The sequence below is a fragment of the Roseobacter denitrificans OCh 114 genome, assembly GCF_000014045.1.
GTDB classification, from domain to species: domain Bacteria; phylum Pseudomonadota; class Alphaproteobacteria; order Rhodobacterales; family Rhodobacteraceae; genus Roseobacter; species Roseobacter denitrificans.
Genome location: NC_008209.1, coordinates 149531 through 170477 on the forward strand (window position 1 = coordinate 149531; position 20947 = coordinate 170477).

Genomic DNA, 20947 nt, shown 5'->3' on the forward strand with positions numbered 1-20947 from the left:
AGATGGAAAACCTGACCGTCAAGGCCCTGTTCAACCCCACCATCCTGCTGGCGATCGCTCTGATGACGGTGATTGTCATGATGATCCTGCCTGTCCCGTCCTGGGTATTGGACGCCGGGCTTGCCGCATCATTCGCTTTGGCAATCCTGATTTTTACCGTGACCTTGTTCATCGAACGGCCTTTGGATTTTTCGGCCTTTCCGACGATTCTTCTCGCATCTTTGATGCTGCGGCTGTCCCTCAACGTCTCATCAACCAAACTGATCATTGGACAGGGGCACACGGGCACTGATGCCGCCGGTGAAGTCATTGAGGGGTTCGCGCAATTCGTGATGGGGGGCAGCGTGTTCCTTGGATTGGTGGTTTTCTCTGTTTTGCTGATCGTGAACTTCATGGTCATCACAAAAGGGGCCACGCGCATGGCGGAAGTCGGCGCACGCTTCGCATTGGACGGTATGCCCGGCAAACAACTCGCCATCGACAGCGATATGGCCGCGGGCGCCATTACGCACACGGAAGCCAAAGAGCGCAGAGAGCGCGAACAACAGGAAACGACGTTTTTCGGCTCCCTTGACGGCGCGTCAAAGTTCGTGAAAGGCGACGCAATTGCGGGTCTTTTGATCACCTTGCTCAATCTGGTTGCAGGACTGATCATGGGCATCGCCGTGCATGGAATGCCGCTTGGGCAGGCGTTCGAAACCTATGCAATCCTGACGGTCGGTGACGGGCTGGTATCACAGATTCCCGCCGTCGTCATTTCCATTGCCTCGGCTCTTCTCTTGGCGCGCGGCGGCGCACAGGGTGCAACAGACCTTGCGGTTTTCGCGCAGTTGGGACGGCATCCTTCTGCTCTGGCCACCGTTGGCGTTCTGATGGCTCTTTTTGCCTTTTTCCCGGGGCTGCCGTTTGTGCCCTTCATCGTGGGGAGTCTGGCGCTCGGATTTGTGGCGTACCGTCTGCATGTAAAGCAAAAGGCGGAGCCGCAGGAAGTGCTGGCCTTGCAAGATGAAAGCGAGACACCGAAAGAGGCCGTCTTGGGCGACATTCTTGAAATTGATGACATCCACGTGGAGTTTTCCCAAGACCTGGTCAACATGGTGTTGGATCCCGGCACGGGTCTCGACGCACGCATTTCCAATATGAGAACACATGTGGCGACCGTTTACGGTTTGATCCTGCCCGAAATACGTCTGACCGATAATGCCGGACTGCCAGTTGGTACTTATGTTTTGAAAATACAAGGCGTTGAGCAGGCAAGAGCGCAACTGAACCCCGATCAGGTATTGGCGCTTGTCCCGGAAAACCCGGTAAATCTGCCAAGCGGCACAGATACGAACGAACCGGTCTATGGCGCACCGGCGCGCTGGATCAACAGAAAGGATCAGGAAAGCGCTGCTCTGGACGGTCTGACGTTGGTAACGCCCGCGGAAATCCTCGCGACACATCTGCTGGAGACCGTCAAACGCAACTTCAGCCGCCTGCTGACACTGAAATCACTGAGGCGACTGCTTACAGAGATGACCAATATCTCGAACCCCGCGCGGGCGGAGGCAAATCGTAAACTTCTGGATGAAATGATACCGGACAAGGTGCCGATCGACGTTTTGCATTCGGTATTGCGCCTGCTTCTGGACGAACAGGTCTCCATTCGCAATCTGCCACTGATCCTTGAAGCAACCGCGGAAGCGCGCGGGCGAAACTCGCAGGTCGAAGCAATTTGCGAACATGTGCGTCAGCGCCTGGGCTTCCAACTGGTCGCTGAAATGCGTCGAGAAGATGGGACGCTGCCACTGATCCAGCTCGCGCCGGAATGGGAAGATACGTTCACCATGTATCAGGTCGAGGCAGATCGAGGTTTGGACATTGCCCTGCCACCAGACTTGTTCAACAAGCTCGCGGAAAATGTATCGGAAAAACTGCAGACGGCGAACCAGAACGGCATAAACGCAGCGCTCGTTACAAACACGAAGCGCCGCCGTTTCCTGAAGACAGTCATGCGCGCCAAAGGCATCAACAATCCCGTTTTCTCATTTGAAGAAATCGGACTGGATGCGCGCCCCTCTTTGGTTGGAGTCGTCGCCCAGTGATCGCACTGCAGGAGTTCTTTCCATTCCTGAACTCGGCCATTTGGCATGGCTTTGTCGTGTTTTGTCGCGTGGCCGCTTTGGCCGCTGTTTTACCCGCCTTTGGCGAGCAGACACTTTCCGCCCGCGTCAAACTCGCTGCGGCTCTGGCATTCACTGTGATCGTGGCACCGGCCTTGCCGATCATCCCTGCGCCGGGATCGATTGGCGCGGTGTCATTTGTCATTCTCACCGAAGTGGTTGCCGGGCTGGCGATCGGTATTGGTCTGCGTCTCTTCGTACTCGCATTACAAACCGCCGGGTCGATCGCGGCGCAATCGACCTCCCTATCGCAGGTTCTCGGAGGGGCCGCAGTCGATCCCCTGCCAGCAATGGGGTATATTCTTGTCATCGCCGGTTTGGCACTGGCGGTCATGGCCGGCCTACATGTCAAAGTCGCCCAGCTGATCATATTATCATATGATTTCATGCCTGTCGGGCGTTTCGCCAATGCCGCCGACCTCTCGGAATGGGGGACAAGCCAGGTTGCGCATGCCTTTTCCCTGGCCTTCACCCTGGCCGCGCCATTCGTCATACTGTCAGTCCTTTACAATTTTGCGCTGGGTGCAATTAACAGGGCGATGCCGCAGCTCATGGTCGCTTTCGTCGGTGCCCCGGTGATTACTCTGGGTGGGTTGGCGCTCTTACTGATTTCAGCGCCATATATGCTGACCGTCTGGTTGGGCGCGATGGATCGCTATCTGGCAGATCCTTTCGGAGTATTACCGTGAGCGCGCCTGACGAAGAGGCAGACAAGTCTTTTGAGGCGACACCACAGAAACTGCTGGAGGCGCGAAAAAAAGGCGAAATTGCGCGTTCGACTGAACTTCTGACTGCCGCCTCTTATGCAGGTTTTCTGCTCGCGCTTCTTTTGTTTGGCGAAAGTGGCTTGTTGGAACTGGGATCGACGATGGCTGTGATCATTGGCCAATCGGCACAGATCGCGCCGCTGTTTTTTGAGGGCGCTGGAACCGTTCCTGCGCGGGGGATCATTCAGTCAACTGGCTCAGCGCTCCTGCCCATTTTCGTATATCCTGCGCTGGCCGTGATGTTGGTGTTGTTTGCAACGCGGGGGATTGTCTTTGCCCCGACCAAGGTGCAACCGAAACTGTCAAAAATTTCCGTAATTTCAAATGCGAAAAACAAATTCGGGCGGACGGGATTATTCCAGTTTGTCCTGAGCTTTTCAAAGCTGATAATCTACTCCGCCATATTGGCCGTGTTTCTGTATCATCGCACAAACGAGATGGTCGCCGCCCTGCAAACCACGCCGCAATACACGGTTATTCTGCTGGCCAAGATCTGCATCGAATTCCTGATTTATGTTGTGATCGTGTCAGCGATCATTGGCGGCATAGATGCGATATGGCAGCATTTCGAGCACCTGCGCAAAAACAAAATGTCGCGCAAAGAAGTCATGGATGAGACGAAAAACAGCGAGGGTGATCCGTACATGAAACAGGAGCGCCGACAACGCGCTCAATCTCTGGCTGGCACGCAGGTCGCCGTCGAAGTCGCCGCCGCAGATGTCGTTATCGTGAACCCGACACACTTCGCAGTTGCGCTGAAATGGGACAGAACTCCCGGACAGGCCCCTGTATGTGTGGCTAAAGGCGTCGATGAAACTGCATTGCGCATTCGTGAAATCGCAACAGAAAACGCGGTTCCGATTCACAGTGACCCACCGGCGGCGCGAGCGCTGCATGCCACGACCAATATCGGAGATCAGATCGCTCCGGAGCATTACAAGGCTGTCGCGGCGGCCATCAGGTTTGCAGAAAACATGAGAAAACAATCAAAAGGGAAAGTGACTTGAGCAAGCAGCAGCTGCAAACGATACAACAAGTCTTTGAGCTGAAGTTCAAAAAGAAACAGGGCGCGTTTCTGGCTGTGCTCCAGCAGGAACAACAACTGCGCGCGCAACTCAAAAAACTGGACACCCAATTGCGCAATTCGCAAATGGACCAGCACCAGAATATGCAAGCCATTGGCGCCGACGTCATTTGGCAGTCGTGGGTTGAGCGCAGCAAAAAATCACTGAATTTGGAATTGGCGCAGGTTCTGGCGCAAAAGGAAACGCTGCTGGTCAATGTCAAAAAGGACTATGGAAGACTGCTCGTAAGCCGTGAACTTTATTCGACATTAAAAAACACTGAGCGCACTCAAACGCAGGCAAGGTTATTGGCCGCAGCAATTAAGGGGTCTTGACCTGCCCCTCAAGGCTTCCTCTGTCATAGTGAGTGTTCGCGGGTCTGTTTTTTACAGTCTTCATCGTTGGTTTGGGCATGCGCGTCTGGCGGCGCCTGTAAATTGCTCAAGCACTCGACGCGCTTGTGCGGAGAGGACCAGCACCCTGATCCGTGCCGCTCAGGTGTAGAATCCGTTCTTGTTTCTTTCTCGTGATTAGGTTGCGGTCAATGCCTGCTGAGGGGAGCCCTTGCGGAGTTCAAGCGAGGCAGGCCGGGTGGCACAGTTGAAATTAGCGTAGACGGTTGGTGGCAGCCCGCCAAGCGATATGTGTGGTCGTTCTGTGTTGCGGTCGATCCTCCAGTTTTCAATAATCTTCCTCGGCGAGATTGCCGAGGGTGTGTTCATTTAGACGTTCGTTGCGCAGCATAGCGTTGAAGCTTTCCACAAAGGCGTTCTGCATTGGCTTTCCTCGCGCAATGTATTGCCAGCCGACGCCAGTGTCCTTGCAACACCTCAGTACAGCATGGGATGTCATTTCAGTTCCGTTGTCAGAGACGATCATGTCAGGCTGACCGCGCCGTCGGATCGGATTTTCCAGTTCACGGGTCATCCTTGCCCCGGACAAGGAACGATCCACGACCGTTGCCAGCGCTTCGCGCGTACAATCATCCACAATGCACAACACCCGGAACCGTTGCCCATCTGCAAAGGCGTCAAACACGAAGTCCAGTGATCCCATTGCCCGGCAGGCGATTTTGCAACGCAAAATCTGCCGAGAGGCGGCGTTTACTAGCGCGATCCGCTACCGGCATTGGCCTGCGTGTTCGCAAAGCCCGCTTGCGCGACCGCCTGCGACGGACTGCCAACCCTTTTTCGCGGTAGAGCCGGAACAGCTTCTTGTGGTTCACCTCAAAGCATTCCCTCGCCAGCAAGATGCCCAAAAGACGCTAGCCGAACCGGCGACGCTTATTCGCCAGTTAACGCAGCCGCTTACGAGGGGCCTCATCACCCTGATCCTGCTTCTTGTACTGAAGGACCGATCCATGGACGTCAGTCAACTCACACGTCCGACGTTCAGACAGGCCGTACCGGTCCATAACATCCGACACGGCCCTGCGCTTCACGTGTCCGGCATGGCCCTCGAGCCGATGGCGGCCTCATACCAAACCGTCAGTAGTTTTTTGTCGCAAGATACTTAAGCACGGCGTTGTCCAGTATCGCATCCGCAAGCATCCGTTTCAGACGATTGTTTTCGTCTTCCAAAGCTCTCAGCTTCTTTGCACCAGACATATTTATGCCGCCGCCCTTAGCTTTACACCTGTAAAATGTGGCGTCGCTGATCCGATACTTCCGGCACAGTTCCTGCGCTTTCATGCCAGTCTCGAACTCATTGATCATGCAAATGATCTGCTCGTCACTAAATCTGCATTTCATATTCCATCCTTTGCTTGGACGGATTACTAACACCTCTCTGGCCTAACTTCAGAGTGTTACGTAATACTTGATGTTTCAGGGATTACGTCGGGCGCTCTAAAATCGCTGGCCAACATAGATGTATAAGTATTCCTCATCATCATTGTTGGTCGACACATCGACGGACAAATCGACCGGGAACTGTTTTGATACGCGATACCTTAAACCCACACCTCCGGCGATACGGTCACCGTTATCTGTCAGAGCATTGAAGGTTTCTCCAGTCCAGCCGACACCGCCGAATGCCACAAACCCGAACCGGCTTCCCAGTCGTTGGCGATACTCGGCCTGCAAGGAAATCAATCGGGTGTCGTAGAACTGAGTTGGCGTGAAGCCTCTGAAACCATCCGTAAAGCCAATGGAACACTGGTCAAAGAACGGTGCGTTCGACGAAGCCGAGCAGGCCGACACTCTGCCAGCGACGACTTTTTCCGAACCGACGGTTCTGTAGACGTCGAAGTTTGCTGATGCAAAATCATAACTGCGCGATGTGTCGGCCAGCGAAAACCCACGGCTGAACGCCAGCGTCAAAAGCGATCCGTCAGTTGGATAATCGCCGTCGTCCCGCAAGTCCCATTCATAGGTCAAACCCAAAGTACCCAACTCCAATTCCAGATCAGGCAGCAAATCGTCCGGAATGGGGGTGTCAGAAGTTCTTAAGCCGATTGTGGTGTTCAGATATCGGGCATTGATACCGATAGTGCTTTGTCGCGAGACCGCATATGAAAGGCCGCCCGACACCAATTCTCCATCTTGTTCGATTGGCAGTTTCGTAGCGTCGAAGAACAGATCGTAGCGCATTTCCGCTCTGGCCAAGGCAATGTTGAAACCCCATCCGTTTCCAAAACTCAAGTTTGCAGCAGCCCCGTAAGCTTCACTTCCGTTGTCTGAGCGCATTGTGCCAAGGCCGATAAAGGATGTGTCAGCCTCTGGTGAAAGCTGAAAGAGATATCCTGCACCAAGGGAGAGACCGGACCCGATTGCCGGATTGTGACCTGCTCCCCTGAAAAGTCCTCGAATTTTGGTTAGCCTGTTCTCCAACTGAGGAGACAGACGATGAAGAGAAGCCGTTTCAGCGAAGAGCAGATCATTGGCATTTTGAAAGAGCACCAGGCCGGGCTTGGCGCGAAAGAGCTGTGCCGCAAGCATGGGATCAGCGATGCGACTTTTTACAAGTGGCGATCCAAGTATGGCGGCATGGAAGTGTCCGACGCACGGCGGCTCAAGACGCTTGAAAGCGAGAACACCAAACTGAAGAAGATGCTGGCCGAGCAGATGATGGACGTGGCGACGCTGAAAGAGATGCTCGGAAAAAACTTCTGAGGCCCGGTTCGAGGAGGAATGCTGTGAACTGGGCCATGAAGACCAAGGGCTACAATCAGAAACGGGCCTGTTCCTTGGCCGGGATCGATCCGCGTGTTTATCGGCGAAGGTCGAAGCGCCCCGCCGACACGGAATTGCGGGCCAGGATGAAGGAACTGGCGTCCGAGCGGCGACGGTTCGGATATCGCCGTCTGCATATCCTACTGAAGCGCGAGGGATGGCAAGTGAACTGGAAGAAGCTGTACCGGCTCTACCGCGAAGAAGGGTTAACCGTTCGCAAACGGGGCGGGCGCAAGCGTGCTGTGGGCACCAGGACGCCTATGGCGATCCCGCAGGGGCCGAACCAGCGATGGTCACTCGACTTCATGTCGGATGCATTGGAGGATGGTCGCCGGTTCCGGGTTTTGAATGTGATCGATGACTTCAGCCGGGAATGCCTGGCCGCTGTGGTGGACACATCCATCGGAGGCACGCGTGTTGCCCGTGAGCTGGATCGCATCGCAGAACTCCGTGGCTATCCCTGCATGGTGGTCTCAGACAACGGCACAGAACTGACCAGCAATGCGATGCTGAAATGGCAGGAAAACCGCAAAGTTGGTTGGCACTACATCGCGCCAGGAAAGCCGATGCAGAACGGTCTTGTCGAAAGCTTCAACGGGCGAATGCGCGAAGAATGCCTCAATGAACACCTGTTCCCGTCTTTGCGCCATGCCCGCCGCATGATTGCGGCATGGCGCGGCGACTACAATCACTACCGCCCACATTCGAGCCTCGACGGGCTCACGCCGTGGGAGTATCACCAACGGTCAAAGGAAGACCAAAACCTGAACAGTGCTAACCTAAAGTAGCGGACTCTCAGGGGAGCAGGTCAATTGGAGAAAGGTACCGGCACAGCCAGAACAGAGCCGCTCCCGATGCCAAAGTCGGTTTTTTCCTGCGTCGTACGCACAGATGAAATGTTGTCATCAACGATGTCTGGGTTGGCATCGGATGACGTGCCGAAAGAGAGCGCTGCGACACAGACCAAACCGGCTCGACAGACGGGTTTGTGTCCAGTTGCAATTAGACTGATTGCCTTCATTGTCGTTAATCTGGCGGGCGAATTCATCCCAAAACAATATTGGCTGAGCCGCAACTGTACCCGGACGCCCTCTCCTCGTTTGATCCATCTTTCTTAATTCAAAAACATATTCAGATAAATGGTTAACCCAAAGTTATCTCACTATGTTCTGACTGGGTCGCATACTGTCCTTAGTGCTCAGATACTTTTTTTCCCGTGGAGGTGGACTTGTTCTGAATGGTTCTCAGGCGCACAAAAACAACCAGAAATTGGGAAAATCAGTCAGCTAAAAATCTGAAGGACTGTCAGCTGTAGCGCTGTTGAATGGCACCCTTACATCGAGAGCGGCATGATGATCAGAACCTAAACCGTTGAAATGAGATGCCTCCGGATTTGTAAAGGCGTGGTTGGCGCTTCTGCTCCATATTCAGTAAATCCGCATATCCACTTTCAACCTATTCCGACGTCAGTATCCTGAACGCGCCTCCTCTCAAGCGCAACCTTGTCTTTAGCTTCTAGCTAGTGGTTCTTTCGCTTCTTCATTCTAGATCACCTCTTTCGCCACGCGATTGACCTCAACTCCTCGTCCGAATTTTCGCGAGCGCTTCTGGATTCAGAGAACCTATTGACGAGATGGTGCAAACCGCCATCAAGCCAACACTCACGTTTTCAGGATTGCAACAAAGTCAAAGCGATCGAAGCCGATGAAGTAGTTGCATTGAAACTATCGAGCTGCGAACGGACTATGTACTTCGTGATCAGGTCTTGTACGGCCTCATCACTTGCGAATTGGCTTACTTCGTCAGTACCGAAAACCGCGCGAGAGCGTTCTTTAAGCACCACCAATTGCTGATCAATATCAATCTGTCCAAAGGCCGATGGCAGGTTCAAGGCTTTTTCAAAAACGGCCCTCAAGGGAGGCTGCCCCATGATCCCAAACCACTTGGCGTCGTTAGAAGTATCTTCTGTTGCCAAAACAGGCATTTCGCGTTGCGCAAATAGGGCAACCCTCATGGAGTCGTCTTGGTTCCCGGTAGCAATTTCAAAACTGTTTGCTCGGTATTTTGCAATTATATCTTCCGCAAAACCAGGGTCTTGGACCTTCGATCTTTCTCCCTGCCCTAAACCGAAAGCGGCTGAAAAGTCTTTGTAGCGACTATCTGAAAACCTGTTGGCCAACGAATCTTCATTGGTCGTACCCTCTTCGAGCACTTTCTGGATGAAAAAACGGTTGTCTATATCGTCCTGAAGCCCGAATGCGCCCAAGGCGACCTCTCTCAGACGACGGTCAGACACGAGCTCCTCGGCCGAATTAATACTAGTGATTTTCTCTTCAAAGTATTCTGTTGCACGCGTCAATTGCGACGACTGATTAAAAGCTGCAAACTGACTGTCGTAGGTCCGCTGCAGAAACCGCCAACCGGTAAGGCCGGTGGATGGAATTATTGGAGAAAACATCAGTTAGGCCGCGCTGCCAATAACCGATCTTCTCGGGGCAGCAGTGCTCGCAAGGCCTTGAGTGCTCGATAATGTTGCCCTTCGACCAGTCCACGCGTTGCATCAGCCAATACGTTTCGGCTATCGGGATCTGTAAAAACTTGGCTCAGCTCTTCTATCTGACGTAACAAAGGCAAGTGAGCATCATCGGGGCTTTTGTCGCCGGATAATACCAACTGCATTGCGAAACACGCGCGGCGTACGGGCGTTTTAGCATCCTCTGGGTGGATTGCGTCTCTTAGCCTCAGGATATGCGCATCAGGCGTCATAATGGCAAGGCGGCTTCGGCGGTCGCCGTTTTCAATTACGACACCGTTGATAAGCACGCGCTCCTTCGGGCTTAACTTTAAAACCAATCCGCTCATTTGCCTGATACCTCGTGTTTTAGTCCTTTGAGAATCGCTGCATTGATTTCCAGCAAAGGCACTGCTGTCTCGGTCTTGCGCATTACTTTATGAGAATGCTGCCGTGTGAAATCCGCCAGATAAACAATCCTTGCGCGCAATTCATCGGGGAGAAGATTGTCGGGATTTCCTACATCGATGGCCAGCGTTGTCCATAATTTGTTATTCTCATGCAAAGCTTCTGCCAAGGCTGGGAAATCGTCTTGTTGCATTGCACGTTTCATGCGGTGCGAGATGCGTGCGATCACCTCATACTCAGTGCTGCGCGCCGTTTTTATCGGGGCCTGTGTTGGCGCATAAGCGCGTTGAGCCTGAGCAAATGAGTTCACGTTGCAACCTTCATGAAAGTTTCAGAGAATTGGGATCAGGGGCGCGAATGTTCGCGCCCCTGAAATAGTTTTAGCGGAAGAGAGACAGGATTGTCTGCGGTGCCTGATTGGCGATCGACAAAGCCTGAACACCAAGCTGCTGCTGTGTCTGCAGAGCCTGGAGCTTGGCGGATGCCGCTTCCATGTCGGCGTCGACAAGAGAACCGATACCGGATTTCAGACCATCCATCAGCTTACCGACGAACTCATTCTGGGTTTCGATGCGCTTTCCATCGGAACCAAGCGAAGCAGCCGCGTCAATAGACGTCTGGATTAGCCCTTCGATCGAAGCCAAAGCGGCTGCAGCACCATCGGCGTCTGATACGTCGATGTCAGCTAGTGCGGCAAGACCGCCCGCTGCTGTGCCGTCGAGATTTTCAGCAACAGCAACCCCGAGTGTGTCCGCAGCCGCACCGGTGTTGGCAACGGTGATTGCACCTGTTGTTGCGTCCTGCGTGAACGTTGTATTGGTGAATTCATTGGCGGTAGCATAATCGTTCATTTGCTTCAGCAGGTTGTTGCTAACGTCCATTTCTGTATCGCCATCCCGCGCTACATACTCGAAGTTAACCGCAGTTGTTCCCCATTCGTTTGCTGCCGCACCAGTCAGCGTGATGCGATAGGATGCGCCACCTGCTGCGCCATCAGCAGTGAAGCTGATCACTGGAGTTGCGCCGGCTGGGCCGACCGCACTCGCCGCTGAGACTGCAATCAGATCGCCCGCACTTGCTACTGCAGTAGCACCAAATTCTGCAGCCCCTGTGCCAAGGTCCTGCTTGGATACGTCAATGTTGCTTGGAGAGATGGTCCCGTCGCCTGCACGATCCAGCGAAGACAGGATGCTTGCTGTACCGGAGCCTTCTGTATTGTCAGTATTGCTGAGCAGGTTAAGACCGTTGAACTGAGCAGCGCCGGCGATGCTCGAAATCTGGTCGCGAAGCGCCACGATATCTGTTTGAATCTTACCGCGGTCAACGTTCTCTTCTTGAGAATTGACGATCTTGCCTTTGATCTCTGTCAACAGGTCGGTGATGCCCTCAGCCGCATCCAATGCCACACCTACGGTGGACTGGCCCAAAGACAAAGAGTCAGAAATTGCCCTGAAACCTTCCACGTCCGATGACATGACCTTGGAAATCGCCCAGGTTGCGGCGTTGTCCTTGGCGCTTTCCACTGTTTTACCAGTTGAGATTTCGCTTTGAATCTTGCCCAGATCGCTGTTGATGGACTTCAGAGTTTGCAATGCCACCATTGCACTGTTGTTGGTAAGAATGCTTGACATAAGCATGTTCCTTTGATCAATCACGCTTTGCGTGGATTACGCCCGGGGAAGTGACCCCAGGCAAAATATGTCTTTCTGACCAATGCATTCGCCCACTATCAGGCAATGCGCCACCCGACCTCGGATGCATGAACACTATGCCGCGAAAAACCCTAATGAGTTCTAAAGCGCTCTGTTTTGAGTATGCTCGTTTTTAAGCAAATCCGGCTTAAGCCCGCTTTTCCAATGACGTGTCATTTGTCATATCTACAGAGCGCTTGGTCCCGTTGGCATCATAGGTGTCCAGAGAACTGCGCACGCGGCGCATTGCAGCAAGGCGCCCTGCGACTGACCGGATGCCCGCCAGTGCATGATCAAGCAGGTCCTGGTTTCGTTTCATTTTTCCGGTAAGGTCATGCAGGGCTTTAGCTTCGATTTCTTCCAGCACAGATAACTCCTCGATCAGCGCTTCTTTTTGTTCCAGCAAGCGACCGATTGCCTCAAGGTTACCGCTCAAGAGTGCTTCGCGTTCTTTCTCAAGCACATCATCCAACGCGCCGATAACATCGCTACCTACTACATTACTCATTACTCTTCTCCTTCAGGGATTCGAAAAGCGCTTCGGACAGGCCGATCCCGCCAGCTTTCACCATCATCATGGCCTGTTCCTGGACCAGAAAGGATGCAAACTGATCCTCACCAGCGCCACCGCCAAATTCACTGCTTGATTTACCCAAACCTGCTGATTTGAGCATTTCTGCCAGGAAGCTCGCCTCCATCTTGTTGGCAGCTTCTCGCAGCGCCTTATCGTTGCGCGCTGCCGGATTGGATGGCTTGCCCGCCACCGATGAAAGCTCTGTCATTCTAACTAGCTCCAATTGCAATTACTTTCAGCGATATTGCACGAGACCAGTAAAGAAGCGGTAACCAACCTATGTAACAACAGTGGCAGAAACGTGGAAGAACTCCCGGAGGCGCCATGCTTGATATACTAACGACACAGACAGCCCCCCAGCAGATGGGCAAGACGGCCCAAAACAAAAAGATCGAGAATGCAGATTCAAAAGAACAAGCATTCGACGAAGAATATGCCGCAACCGGCGATGATGTTGAAGGGACTGAACAGCAGCAAACCGACGAATCACAGGCCGCTGATCAACAATCAGCCGATGAAGCGGAAACGAAGAGCAGTGATGACACCTCTCCGGATACCGCACCGGAGCCGAATGCGCAAAACAGTGATGTCACCGTAGAAGAGCAACCGGCCTTTGCCATTGCGCAAGGCAGCAAGGCGGCGAAAACGCCAGAGGCGGAAAGCAAGACATCCCCAACTGATTTAAGCAGTGCTAAACGCGCGAATATGCAAGAATCTGCGCCGACAATGCCAGCGGATGCGGCGCAACCGGCCCAAAAGCCGGGCGTGACAAAGACAGCGGTTTCAGCAACCTCGGCCGCAGAGGCTTTTGTGACGGCCAAGGCTGCTGAAAACGCGGCGCTGTCGGCTTCGCCGGGCATGGCAGGAAATGCTGAAAAAAGCGCGGTAGTGGACCCACAACCGCCACGCACATCGGTGTTGAAACAAGCGAATACAGCAACCGCTTTGGTGAGTGCTCCGATCTCCGGCGAGCAACCATCGGAGAAACTCAAGTCGTTGAAACTCAGTGACGAATTGGCAGCGCGCGCAGTATCGCTGCGTTCTGATTCTCAAGCGCAACCAGCGCCTCCGATGGTCTCCAGTCCTGCGCAAACCGCAAAATTGATGCCGCTGACAGCCCTTTCCAAGATCGACATCGGCAAGGAAAAAATGGCGTTGGATTCAACAAGCGCACTGAGTATCGAAGCGCTGAGTGCAGCTGAAACCCGCAGCGCGTCTTCTACTTCGACAACGCCGCTGAACCAGCTTTTAGCGCGTGCAGAAACGCCCACGGCGATTGCGCGGCAAATGGCAGAAGCCTTACAAAAACTGCCAGACCGGCCCGTTGAAATTTCGCTGAATCCAAAAGAACTGGGTCGTGTTCGCATGAACATTTCCGCGGCCGAGGCTGGAATCACTGTAACCATTGTCACCGAACGTCCGGAAACACTGGATTTGATGCGTCGCAACATTGATCAACTCGTCCGTGAGTTTCAGGCGATCGGGTACAACGACATAAATTTTGCATTCTCCGAAGGAGAAACACAGCAGGGTTTTGCTGAAACTTCGGACGAGCGAAACGGTGCGGCAGCCACACAGCTAGAGTTGTTGCAAGCGGAGGAGACCGCCGAGTCCAACGACACAACCCTGAATGCGCAGACTGGCGTGGACATTCGACTTTAAGGATAAGACATGGATATTTTGAACGCTCAGGCAACACAGCCGACAAGACAACTCGGGACGGCACAGGCATCAAACAGCGCTGCTTTGTCTTCTGATTTTGAAACTTTTTTGAAAATGCTGACGGCACAGGCACGGTTTCAGGACCCTCTGGAGCCTATCGATTCCTCCGAATATGCGGCCCAATTGGCGCAGTTCTCGATGGTGGAACAGCAAGTGTTGTCAAATGATCTGCTTACCGAATTGGGCGCTCAACTCGGCTCAAACAGTATCGGCCAGATGGCTGCATGGATCGGCATGGAAGCGCGCACAACCGCGCCTGTGGCCTTTGACGGCTCGCCGATTACAGTGCTGCCAAAATCTGAAGCCGGTGCCGATGAAGCTTATCTGATTGCCTATGGACCGGACGGTTCCGAAGTGCAAAGGCAACAGGTCACACCCGGTACCGATCCGATCGAATGGCTCGGTTTGGATGATAATGGCGCGGCCTTGCCAATTGGAAACTACAGCTTTGTGGTCGAAAGTCGCGCAGTCGGTCAAACGATCGGGACGTCCCCTGCCGAGACATACAGCCGAATTACCGAAGCGCGACGCGAAGGCTCTGATACCGTATTCATACTGAATGGCGGATCACCTGTTTCTGCTGCGGATGTATCAGCGCTGCGCGAAGCGTCCTTGCAAAGCAGCACTTAAAAGCGGTCCTGCAGCATCAGCTGGCCATAGACCGGGGGCAGTAGCATGCGACGAACACGCCCCAATGGGAATTTGGTCAGCGGCTTGGTCATTACTTCGGGGCATTCGCCAGTCGCGCGCCCAAGCACCATGTCCGCGACCAGCTTGCCAGCGTAACTGCCCATCGCAACGCCGTTTCCATGATAGCACATGGCCGTCCAGATACCGTTTGAAGCAGGTATTTCCCCGACGAACGGCAGCTTTTTTCTCGCCAGACTTACCATTCCGGACCACATATTCGAAATTTCAACGGTGGACCAAGCCGGGAACATCTTGCGAAAGTCCGCTTGGGTTCTTTGTCGCGCTTTCATTTCGGCACGTGGACCTGAACGTATAGCACCACGCATGCCAAACAAAAAACGCCGGTCTGGCATCAAACGGAAGTAATGCAGCAGGTTCTGCGAATCATACCCCATCTGCTCCGTCGTCCAGCCTTGAGCATCAAGTTCGGCGTTACTCAAAGGCCGCGTTACGAGAACGGTCGATTGTACCGGCATGAAGCGGCTCGCCAACCAGATTGGTATGTCTTCGGATGAGTACCCATTGGTTGCGACGATTACCTGTTGCGCGTTCACGACGCCTTGCGGGCATTTCAACGCGTGGCCATGGCCATTGCGGGCAACCCCCAGAACTGGCGAGGCGGCAAAAAGATCTGCACCAGCATCGATAGCCGCCAAAGCAAAGCCAGCAAGCAACTTGCGCGGGTTCAGCCCGAATCCAATAGGTATCGACAAAGCCCCGAAAAACGCCGGACCGCCGGTCATACCCAAGCCGGCGAGGTCTGATTGATCAATAACTGTTGCTTCAACCCCATAGTTTTCGTGCGTCCGCTTTGCCATTTTGGCAAGCCCTGCCATATCCTTGGGGCGACACGCGAATTCGGTTTCGCCTTTGGAGTGGCGATCAACATCAAGGCCCAGACGGTTGATCGTCTCCTCCACAAAAAGGACTGCCGCCTTTTCGGCGTTTCGAAACCCCAACCGCGCATCGCGGCCATATCTGGAGTCAAGCGCGTCATCACCGGCGATGCCGCCACCCAGACAACAAAACCCACCATTACGACCAGAGGCACCCCATCCGATATCCTGCGCCTCCAGCAGGGTAACTTTGACACCTTGCGTCGCCAAATGCAGCGCCGCGGACAGACCAGTAAACCCGCCGCCGATGATCGCGACATCAACGCTCAGGTCACCCTGCAGCGCATTGAGCTTTGGCAGATCACAGGTTTCGTCCCACCAGCATCCCGCACGTGGCCCTGCGCCATAGGCATATGCACTAAGAATTCGTTGCATCACGTTTGGGCGGCGGCGGCGCGTTCATCATTCTGCTGGCGGACCATATTGCGTTTTGAAACCAACGATGCCACCACGACGCCAACCGTGACGATCGCAATCATGATTGTCGAAAGCGCGTTGATTTCAGGGGATACGCCAAGGCGCACCGCAGAAAAAATCTTGATCGGAAGGGTTGTTGCGGACGGCCCGGCGGTGAAGGACGCAATGACGAGGTCATCAAGGCTGAGCGTGAAGGCCAGCAACCATCCTGAAATGACGGCGGGGGCAATAATCGGCAGCGTCACAAGACGGAAGGCGTCAAAGGGTGAACAGCCCAGATCCAGCGCGGCTTCTTCCAGTGAACGGTCAAAAGTCAGCAGCCGCGACGAGACCACGACCGAGACAAAGCACATTGAAAAGGTAGTATGCGCCAACACAATCGTCAGAACGCCGCGGTCCAGACCGATGCCAATGAACAGCAGCAAGAGCGACAACCCGGTGATCACTTCGGGCATGACAAGCGGCGCATAGATCATCCCCGAAAACAGCGTCCGGCCCAGGAACCGCCCGCCCCGCACCAGCACATAGGCCGCCATTGTGCCCAGAATTGTGGCCAGGGTTGAGGAGAGGACCGCGACCTTTATCGTGACCCATGCCGCATCCAGAAAAGCCTCGTTCTGAAGCAACTCGCCGTACCATTTCGTCGAAAACCCGGCCCATACCGTGACCAGTTTGCTCTCGTTGAATGAGAATATGATGAGGATCAGCATCGGCAGATACAAAAACGCAAACCCCAGCGTCAGCGACGTGACATTGAACCAACTGAGCCTGTTCATGACTCTTCCTCCGCCTGTCGCTGTTGATTGCGCTGAAACAGAACGATTGGAATGATCAGGATCAACAGCAAAACGATGGCGACAGCGCTGGCCACCGGCCAGTCGCGGTTGTTAAAGAACTCTTCCCAAAGAACCTTGCCGATCATCAGGGTGCCTGACCCGCCAAGCAAGGACGGGATGACAAATTCACCCAAGGCGGGGATGAACACGAGGAAACTGCCGGCGATGATGCCGTTTTTCGACAGCGGGATCGTGACCAGCCAAAACGCCTGAAGACGTGAGCAGCCAAGGTCCTCCGCAGCCTCGATCAGCGAGCCATCCAACCGATCCAGCGCCGCGTAGATCGGCAGGATCATGAACGGCAGGTAGGTGTAGACGATGCCGATATACACTGCCGTGTTGGTGTTCAGGATTGTCAGGGGCTGACCGATCATCCCCGTCCAGAGCAGGAATTGATTAAGAAACCCCTCCTGGCTGAGGATACCCATCCAAGCGTAAACGCGAATCAGAAAGGATGTCCAGAAAGGCAGAATGACCAGCATCATCAACGTCGCGCGCCACTCCGCGGGCGCGCGCGCCATGCCATAGGCGATTGGATAGCCCACGCACAGCGTCATGAAAGTCGACAGAACCGCGATCTGGAGCGAGCTGAGGTACGCTTTCCAATACAGATCATCCGACGCGAGGAATGCGAAGTTCTCAAAATCCAACCCTGCGATGAACGCCGAGAATCCGTCTTTGAGTGTCGGCGTATAAGGCGGGATCGCGAGAGCAATGTCCGAAAGAGAAATTTTGAAGACGATACCGAAAGGCACAAGAAACAGCGCAAACAACCACGCGTAGGGGATGGCGATTAGAAAAAGGCGCTGCATGATTAGGAACCTCCCCGTGGTATGCCGGGTGCGTGTCTCATTCCGGCAGGAGTACGCCGGCAGTCGACGTCCAGCTGAGCCACACCGTGTCTTCCCAGGTGTAGCTGCGCCGCGAGACGCGCCGGGTGTTTGCCGTCTGCGCCTTGATGATTTGCCCACCCGGCAATGCCACGTGGTAGGTGGACAAGTTACCGAGGTATGCGATGTCCAGAATTTTGCCCTGCACCGCGTTTTCTGCAGCCTCTGGCCGCTCCGCGTGAATGCCGACTTTCTCCGGGCGCAGCGCAAGGTGGCAGGGTTGCCCCTCGGAAAAAGGTCTGCTTGAGGTGGCGAGGAAAGGGGCGTTCCCCTCTGCCCAGTCGATGTGAAACTGTTCGTCCCCTATGGCGCGCGCCGTTCCGGAGATGATGTTCACCTCCCCAATGAAATCAGCCACATAGAGGCTGTTGGGCGCTTCATATATCCGCTCTGGCGTCTCAACCTGCATGATGCGCCCTTCATCCATCACCGCGACGCGGCTGGCGACGGTCATGGCCTCTTCCTGGTCATGCGTGACGATGACAAAAGTCGTGCCGGTTTTTTCCTGTATGTCCATCAGTTCAAACTGCGTCGCCTGACGCAATTTGGCGTCCAGCGCCCCAAGCGGTTCGTCCAGCAAAAGCAGCTTGGGGGCCTTGGCAAGGCTGCGCGCAAGGGCCACGCGTTGACGCTGCCCGCCTGAAATCTGATGTGGCTTGCGTCTTGCGAATTTCTCCAGCCGTGTCAGTTTGAGCATCTCCGAAACACGTGCATCCAGCGCATCACCCGATACCTTGTCACGGCGCAGGCCAAAGGCGATGTTTTCATACACACTGAGGTGCGGAAAAAGCGCATAGGACTGGAACATCATGTTCACGGCGCGTTTGTTGGGCGGCAGGGGTGCAATGTCCGCCCCGGCCAGTTCGATCACGCCGGATGTCGGCGTTTCGAAGCCGGCCAACATGCGCATCATCGTCGTCTTGCCGCAGCCCGACGGCCCCAGAAGGGCAAAGAATTCTTTCTCAAAAATATCGAGCGTCAGATCGTCAATCGCCGTAAAGCTGCCGAACTGCTTTGTCACCGATTTGAACCGGATCAATGGTTTCTGCGTTGGATCGCTCCAAGGTTCAAAAACGGCTTGGTTCACGGCTTGTCCTTACTTGGGCCCCAAGGGTCAGGCAGATTGAAAAGGCGGCACAATTGCGCCGCCTTTTAGGGTTAGATGATCAGGTTCCGGATTTAACTCTGGTCCACATCCGCGTGACGACCCGCTGCACTTTTGCCGGGTAGGGCGTGACTGTGAACAGGTTTTCCAGGGTCGCTTCATCTGGGTAGACTGCGGTATCGTTGATGACATCATCAACCAGAAACGGCTTGGAGGCTGCGTTGCCGTTCGCGTAATACACATAGTTTGACGCCGCCGCGATATTCTCCGCATCCATGATGAAGTTCAGGAAGGCATGCGCGCCTTCAGGGTTCGGCGCATCCGTTGGAATGGCCATCTGGTCAAACCACATCAGCGCCCCTTCGGTCGGGGCATTGTAGACGATTTCAACACCGTTGTCCGCTTCGGCCGCGCGGTCACGCGATTGCAGGATATCACCGGACCAGCCGAACGCGACGCAGATGTCACCGTTTGCCAGCGCGTTGATGTATTCGGAACTGTGGAACTTTTGAACGTAGGGGCGGATCGCCGCTAACACAGCCTCGGCCTTGGCGATGACGTCCGGGTCATGGCTGTCGGGGTCTTCGCCGATGTACTTCAGAGCCGCCGGGATCATTTCAGTCGGTGCATCAAGGAAGTGAACGCCGCATTCCGACAGTTTTTCCATGCTGGCGGGGTCAAAAATCAGGCTGAGTGAGGCAACCGGTGCGTCCGCGCCCAGAATTTCCTGAACCTTGTTGATGTTGGCGCCAATGCCCGTGGTGCCCCACATGTAATTGATCGAATACGCGTTGCCGGGGTCATATTGTTCGGTCCGCGCTTTCACCACATCCCACATGTTTTCCAGGTTGGGCAGCTTGGACTGGTCGAGTTTCTGAAACGCGCCCGCCGAGATCTGCCGCTGCAGGAAGGTGCCGGTCGGTACAACCACGTCGTAGCCGGAACCGCCGGCCAGCATCTTGGTCTCAAGGACTTCGTTGCTGTCAAACACGTCGTAGATCAGATTGATGCCGGTTTCTTCTTCAAACTTTTCAAGAAGCGATTCGTCGATGTAATCGGACCAGTTGTAAACGCGTACTTCATCGGCAAGCACTGTCGTGGCACACAGCGCGACCACGGCGCTGGTGATCATTAGCTTGTTCATTGCATTCTCCCTTTGATGCGGCCGGGTTTTTCCCGATTACACATAATTTGATCAAGTTTTGCCCAACTCGGCAAGATACATTATGCTTTCATGCGAGATGAGCTTGTGCAAGCGATGCATGTTTTGCACAAACAAAGGAAGACACAGTTGCGCTGGCGCTGCTTGAAAAAAAGGCAAAAGGACGTCTTATGGAATACGTAAAACTCCCGGCGCATCAATCCGTTTATGAGGATATCCGCGACCAGATCCTTTTTGGTGACATGGCGCCGGGGCAGCCGGTGACCATCCAGGGGCTGGCTGATACACTCAAGGCGGGTATGACACCAGTGCGTGAGGCCATACGCAGGCTGACTTCTGACGGGGCGTTGAACATGACTGGCAATCGACGTGTGAGCGTGCCGGTTATCACGCACACATGCCTTGAAGAGCTTGAATTCATGCGAAAAACGCTGGAACCAGAACTGGCTTTCCGCGCTGTTTCGAAAATTACGGATGCTGCGAAAGAGATGCTTCATGCCCATGACGACGCGCTGAATTCAGCCATCTCGCAGGGCGATATCAAAGGGTATCTGACGCATAATTACCACTTTCATGCGATCCTGTACCAAGCGGCACAGGCCCCCATCATGACCGCCACAGTGGATCGACTGTGGTTGCGGTTCGGACCTTCCTTACGGGTTGTGTGTGGTCGGCATGGCACCATGAACCTGCCTGATAAACACGCAGATCTGCTTGCCGCATTGGACAGCAAAGACGCCAGATGCGTCCGTGAAGCGATGGCTGAGGACGTCCATCAGGGCATCATTCAAATCCGGGAAGCTCTTGATGCGACAATGAAACCGGATTGATTCGATTGACTCCTCGTAATTTGATCATATTCTGAAATCGAAACC

At 54.3% G+C, this 20947-nt stretch carries 20 protein-coding genes and 1 pseudogene; 8 read left to right on the forward strand and 13 right to left on the reverse strand.

Annotated elements, in window-relative coordinates:
* Positions 1-2 precede the first annotated feature (2 nt).
* Genes flhA through RD1_RS00700 form a run of 4 tightly spaced genes read left to right on the forward strand, consistent with a single transcriptional unit; the run spans position 3 to position 4331 of the window.
* Positions 3-2087 carry a flagellar biosynthesis protein FlhA gene (flhA, locus tag RD1_RS00685; RefSeq protein ID WP_011566505.1) on the forward strand — a complete coding sequence of 695 codons (2085 nt, stop codon included), beginning with the start codon at positions 3-5 and terminating at the stop codon, positions 2085-2087.
* Positions 2084-2854 carry a flagellar biosynthetic protein FliR gene (locus RD1_RS00690; RefSeq protein WP_011566506.1) on the forward strand — a complete coding sequence of 257 codons (771 nt, stop codon included), beginning with the start codon at positions 2084-2086 and terminating at the stop codon, positions 2852-2854. Before flhA ends, RD1_RS00690 begins: the two co-directional genes overlap by 4 nt.
* Positions 2851-3939, forward strand: a complete 1089-nt coding sequence (flhB, locus tag RD1_RS00695) for a flagellar type III secretion system protein FlhB (protein ID WP_011566507.1) — start codon at positions 2851-2853, stop codon at positions 3937-3939. Before RD1_RS00690 ends, flhB begins: the two co-directional genes overlap by 4 nt.
* Complete coding sequence (locus RD1_RS00700; protein WP_011566508.1) at positions 3936-4331, forward strand: hypothetical protein; 396 nt, start codon at positions 3936-3938, stop codon at positions 4329-4331. Before flhB ends, RD1_RS00700 begins: the two co-directional genes overlap by 4 nt.
* A gap of 195 nt (positions 4332-4526) precedes the next feature.
* Here the strand turns inward: RD1_RS00700 and RD1_RS00705 are convergent.
* Positions 4527-5747, reverse strand: a pseudogene (locus tag RD1_RS00705) (IS3 family transposase).
* Positions 5748-5843: 96 nt separating this feature from the next.
* Positions 5844-6896 (reverse strand): hypothetical protein, encoded by a 1053-nt coding sequence (locus RD1_RS00715; RefSeq protein WP_011566511.1) that lies wholly within the window; start codon positions 6894-6896, stop codon positions 5844-5846.
* Between RD1_RS00715 and RD1_RS00725 the strand changes: the two genes are divergently transcribed.
* A protein-coding gene (locus RD1_RS00725) for an IS3-like element ISRde2 family transposase (RefSeq protein WP_076611555.1) occupies positions 6843-7957 on the forward strand; the annotation gives its coding sequence in 2 pieces (ribosomal slippage) (positions 6843-7098 and positions 7098-7957; 1116 coding nt in all). The genes RD1_RS00715 and RD1_RS00725 overlap by 54 nt on opposite strands.
* A gap of 881 nt (positions 7958-8838) precedes the next feature.
* On the opposite strand, the gene RD1_RS00730 is transcribed toward RD1_RS00725, so the two are convergent.
* The 6 genes from RD1_RS00730 to RD1_RS00755 all read right to left on the reverse strand — a co-directional run bounded on the left by RD1_RS00730 (position 8839) and on the right by RD1_RS00755 (position 12562).
* The gene (locus tag RD1_RS00730) at positions 8839-9627 is read right to left on the reverse strand and encodes a DUF1217 domain-containing protein (protein ID WP_044032855.1); all 789 of its coding nucleotides are present in this window, start codon (positions 9625-9627) and stop codon (positions 8839-8841) included.
* Positions 9627-10031: a flagellar biosynthesis repressor FlbT gene (gene flbT, locus RD1_RS00735; RefSeq protein ID WP_044032856.1), complete on the reverse strand. Its 405-nt coding sequence runs from the start codon at positions 10029-10031 to the stop codon at positions 9627-9629. The genes RD1_RS00730 and flbT overlap by 1 nt, the downstream gene beginning before the upstream one ends.
* Positions 10028-10399 carry a flagellar biosynthesis regulator FlaF gene (gene flaF, locus RD1_RS00740; protein ID WP_011566514.1) on the reverse strand — a complete coding sequence of 124 codons (372 nt, stop codon included), beginning with the start codon at positions 10397-10399 and terminating at the stop codon, positions 10028-10030. Before flaF ends, flbT begins: the two co-directional genes overlap by 4 nt.
* 70 nt (positions 10400-10469) lie before the next feature.
* Positions 10470-11720, reverse strand: coding sequence for a flagellin (locus RD1_RS00745; RefSeq protein WP_011566515.1), 1251 nt, complete (start codon positions 11718-11720; stop codon positions 10470-10472).
* A gap of 208 nt (positions 11721-11928) precedes the next feature.
* The gene (locus RD1_RS00750) at positions 11929-12288 is read right to left on the reverse strand and encodes a flagellar protein FlgN (RefSeq protein WP_011566516.1); all 360 of its coding nucleotides are present in this window, start codon (positions 12286-12288) and stop codon (positions 11929-11931) included.
* Entirely contained in the window at positions 12281-12562 is a 282-nt protein-coding gene (locus tag RD1_RS00755) for a rod-binding protein (RefSeq protein WP_044032857.1), read from the reverse strand. Before RD1_RS00755 ends, RD1_RS00750 begins: the two co-directional genes overlap by 8 nt.
* 116 nt (positions 12563-12678) lie before the next feature.
* On the opposite strand from RD1_RS00755, the gene RD1_RS00760 reads away from it, so the two are divergent.
* Both RD1_RS00760 and RD1_RS00765 read left to right on the forward strand, forming a co-directional pair.
* On the forward strand, positions 12679-14016 hold the full coding sequence (locus RD1_RS00760) for a flagellar hook-length control protein FliK (RefSeq protein ID WP_011566518.1): 1338 nt from the start codon (positions 12679-12681) through the stop codon (positions 14014-14016).
* A 9-nt stretch (positions 14017-14025) separates the two neighbouring features.
* Positions 14026-14706: a flagellar hook capping FlgD N-terminal domain-containing protein gene (locus RD1_RS00765; RefSeq protein WP_011566519.1), complete on the forward strand. Its 681-nt coding sequence runs from the start codon at positions 14026-14028 to the stop codon at positions 14704-14706.
* Here the strand turns inward: RD1_RS00765 and RD1_RS00770 are convergent.
* The 5 genes from RD1_RS00770 to RD1_RS00790 all read right to left on the reverse strand — a co-directional run bounded on the left by RD1_RS00770 (position 14703) and on the right by RD1_RS00790 (position 20054).
* Positions 14703-16037 carry an NAD(P)/FAD-dependent oxidoreductase gene (locus tag RD1_RS00770; RefSeq protein ID WP_011566520.1) on the reverse strand — a complete coding sequence of 445 codons (1335 nt, stop codon included), beginning with the start codon at positions 16035-16037 and terminating at the stop codon, positions 14703-14705. The two genes, RD1_RS00765 and RD1_RS00770, sit on opposite strands and share 4 nt — an antisense overlap.
* Positions 16037-16855 carry an ABC transporter permease gene (locus tag RD1_RS00775; protein WP_011566521.1) on the reverse strand — a complete coding sequence of 273 codons (819 nt, stop codon included), beginning with the start codon at positions 16853-16855 and terminating at the stop codon, positions 16037-16039. Before RD1_RS00775 ends, RD1_RS00770 begins: the two co-directional genes overlap by 1 nt.
* Positions 16852-17727 (reverse strand): ABC transporter permease subunit, encoded by an 876-nt coding sequence (locus RD1_RS00780; protein WP_011566522.1) that lies wholly within the window; start codon positions 17725-17727, stop codon positions 16852-16854. Before RD1_RS00780 ends, RD1_RS00775 begins: the two co-directional genes overlap by 4 nt.
* A 37-nt stretch (positions 17728-17764) precedes the next feature.
* Entirely contained in the window at positions 17765-18892 is a 1128-nt protein-coding gene (locus RD1_RS00785) for an ABC transporter ATP-binding protein (RefSeq protein WP_011566523.1), read from the reverse strand.
* A 79-nt stretch (positions 18893-18971) separates the two neighbouring features.
* Positions 18972-20054, reverse strand: a complete 1083-nt coding sequence (locus tag RD1_RS00790; RefSeq protein WP_011566524.1) for a polyamine ABC transporter substrate-binding protein — start codon at positions 20052-20054, stop codon at positions 18972-18974.
* 188 nt (positions 20055-20242) lie between these two features.
* Between RD1_RS00790 and RD1_RS00795 the strand changes: the two genes are divergently transcribed.
* Positions 20243-20902 carry a GntR family transcriptional regulator gene (locus tag RD1_RS00795; protein WP_011566525.1) on the forward strand — a complete coding sequence of 220 codons (660 nt, stop codon included), beginning with the start codon at positions 20243-20245 and terminating at the stop codon, positions 20900-20902.
* Positions 20903-20947: the final 45 nt, after the last annotated feature.

Coding starts and splice junctions, on each gene's coding strand:
- flhA (WP_011566505.1), top strand. CDS start 3: ATGGAAAACCTGACCGTCAAGGCCCTGTTCAACCCCACCATCCTGCTG.
- RD1_RS00730 (WP_044032855.1), bottom strand. CDS start 9,627: ATGTTTTCTCCAATAATTCCATCCACCGGCCTTACCGGTTGGCGGTTT.
- flbT (WP_044032856.1), bottom strand. CDS start 10,031: ATGAGCGGATTGGTTTTAAAGTTAAGCCCGAAGGAGCGCGTGCTTATC.
- RD1_RS00745 (WP_011566515.1), bottom strand. CDS start 11,720: ATGTCAAGCATTCTTACCAACAACAGTGCAATGGTGGCATTGCAAACT.
- RD1_RS00750 (WP_011566516.1), bottom strand. CDS start 12,288: ATGAGTAATGTAGTAGGTAGCGATGTTATCGGCGCGTTGGATGATGTG.
- RD1_RS00755 (WP_044032857.1), bottom strand. CDS start 12,562: ATGACAGAGCTTTCATCGGTGGCGGGCAAGCCATCCAATCCGGCAGCG.
- RD1_RS00760 (WP_011566518.1), top strand. CDS start 12,679: ATGCTTGATATACTAACGACACAGACAGCCCCCCAGCAGATGGGCAAG.
- RD1_RS00765 (WP_011566519.1), top strand. CDS start 14,026: ATGGATATTTTGAACGCTCAGGCAACACAGCCGACAAGACAACTCGGG.
- RD1_RS00770 (WP_011566520.1), bottom strand. CDS start 16,037: ATGCAACGAATTCTTAGTGCATATGCCTATGGCGCAGGGCCACGTGCG.
- RD1_RS00775 (WP_011566521.1), bottom strand. CDS start 16,855: ATGAACAGGCTCAGTTGGTTCAATGTCACGTCGCTGACGCTGGGGTTT.
- RD1_RS00780 (WP_011566522.1), bottom strand. CDS start 17,727: ATGCAGCGCCTTTTTCTAATCGCCATCCCCTACGCGTGGTTGTTTGCG.
- RD1_RS00790 (WP_011566524.1), bottom strand. CDS start 20,054: ATGAACAAGCTAATGATCACCAGCGCCGTGGTCGCGCTGTGTGCCACG.
- RD1_RS00795 (WP_011566525.1), top strand. CDS start 20,243: ATGGAATACGTAAAACTCCCGGCGCATCAATCCGTTTATGAGGATATC.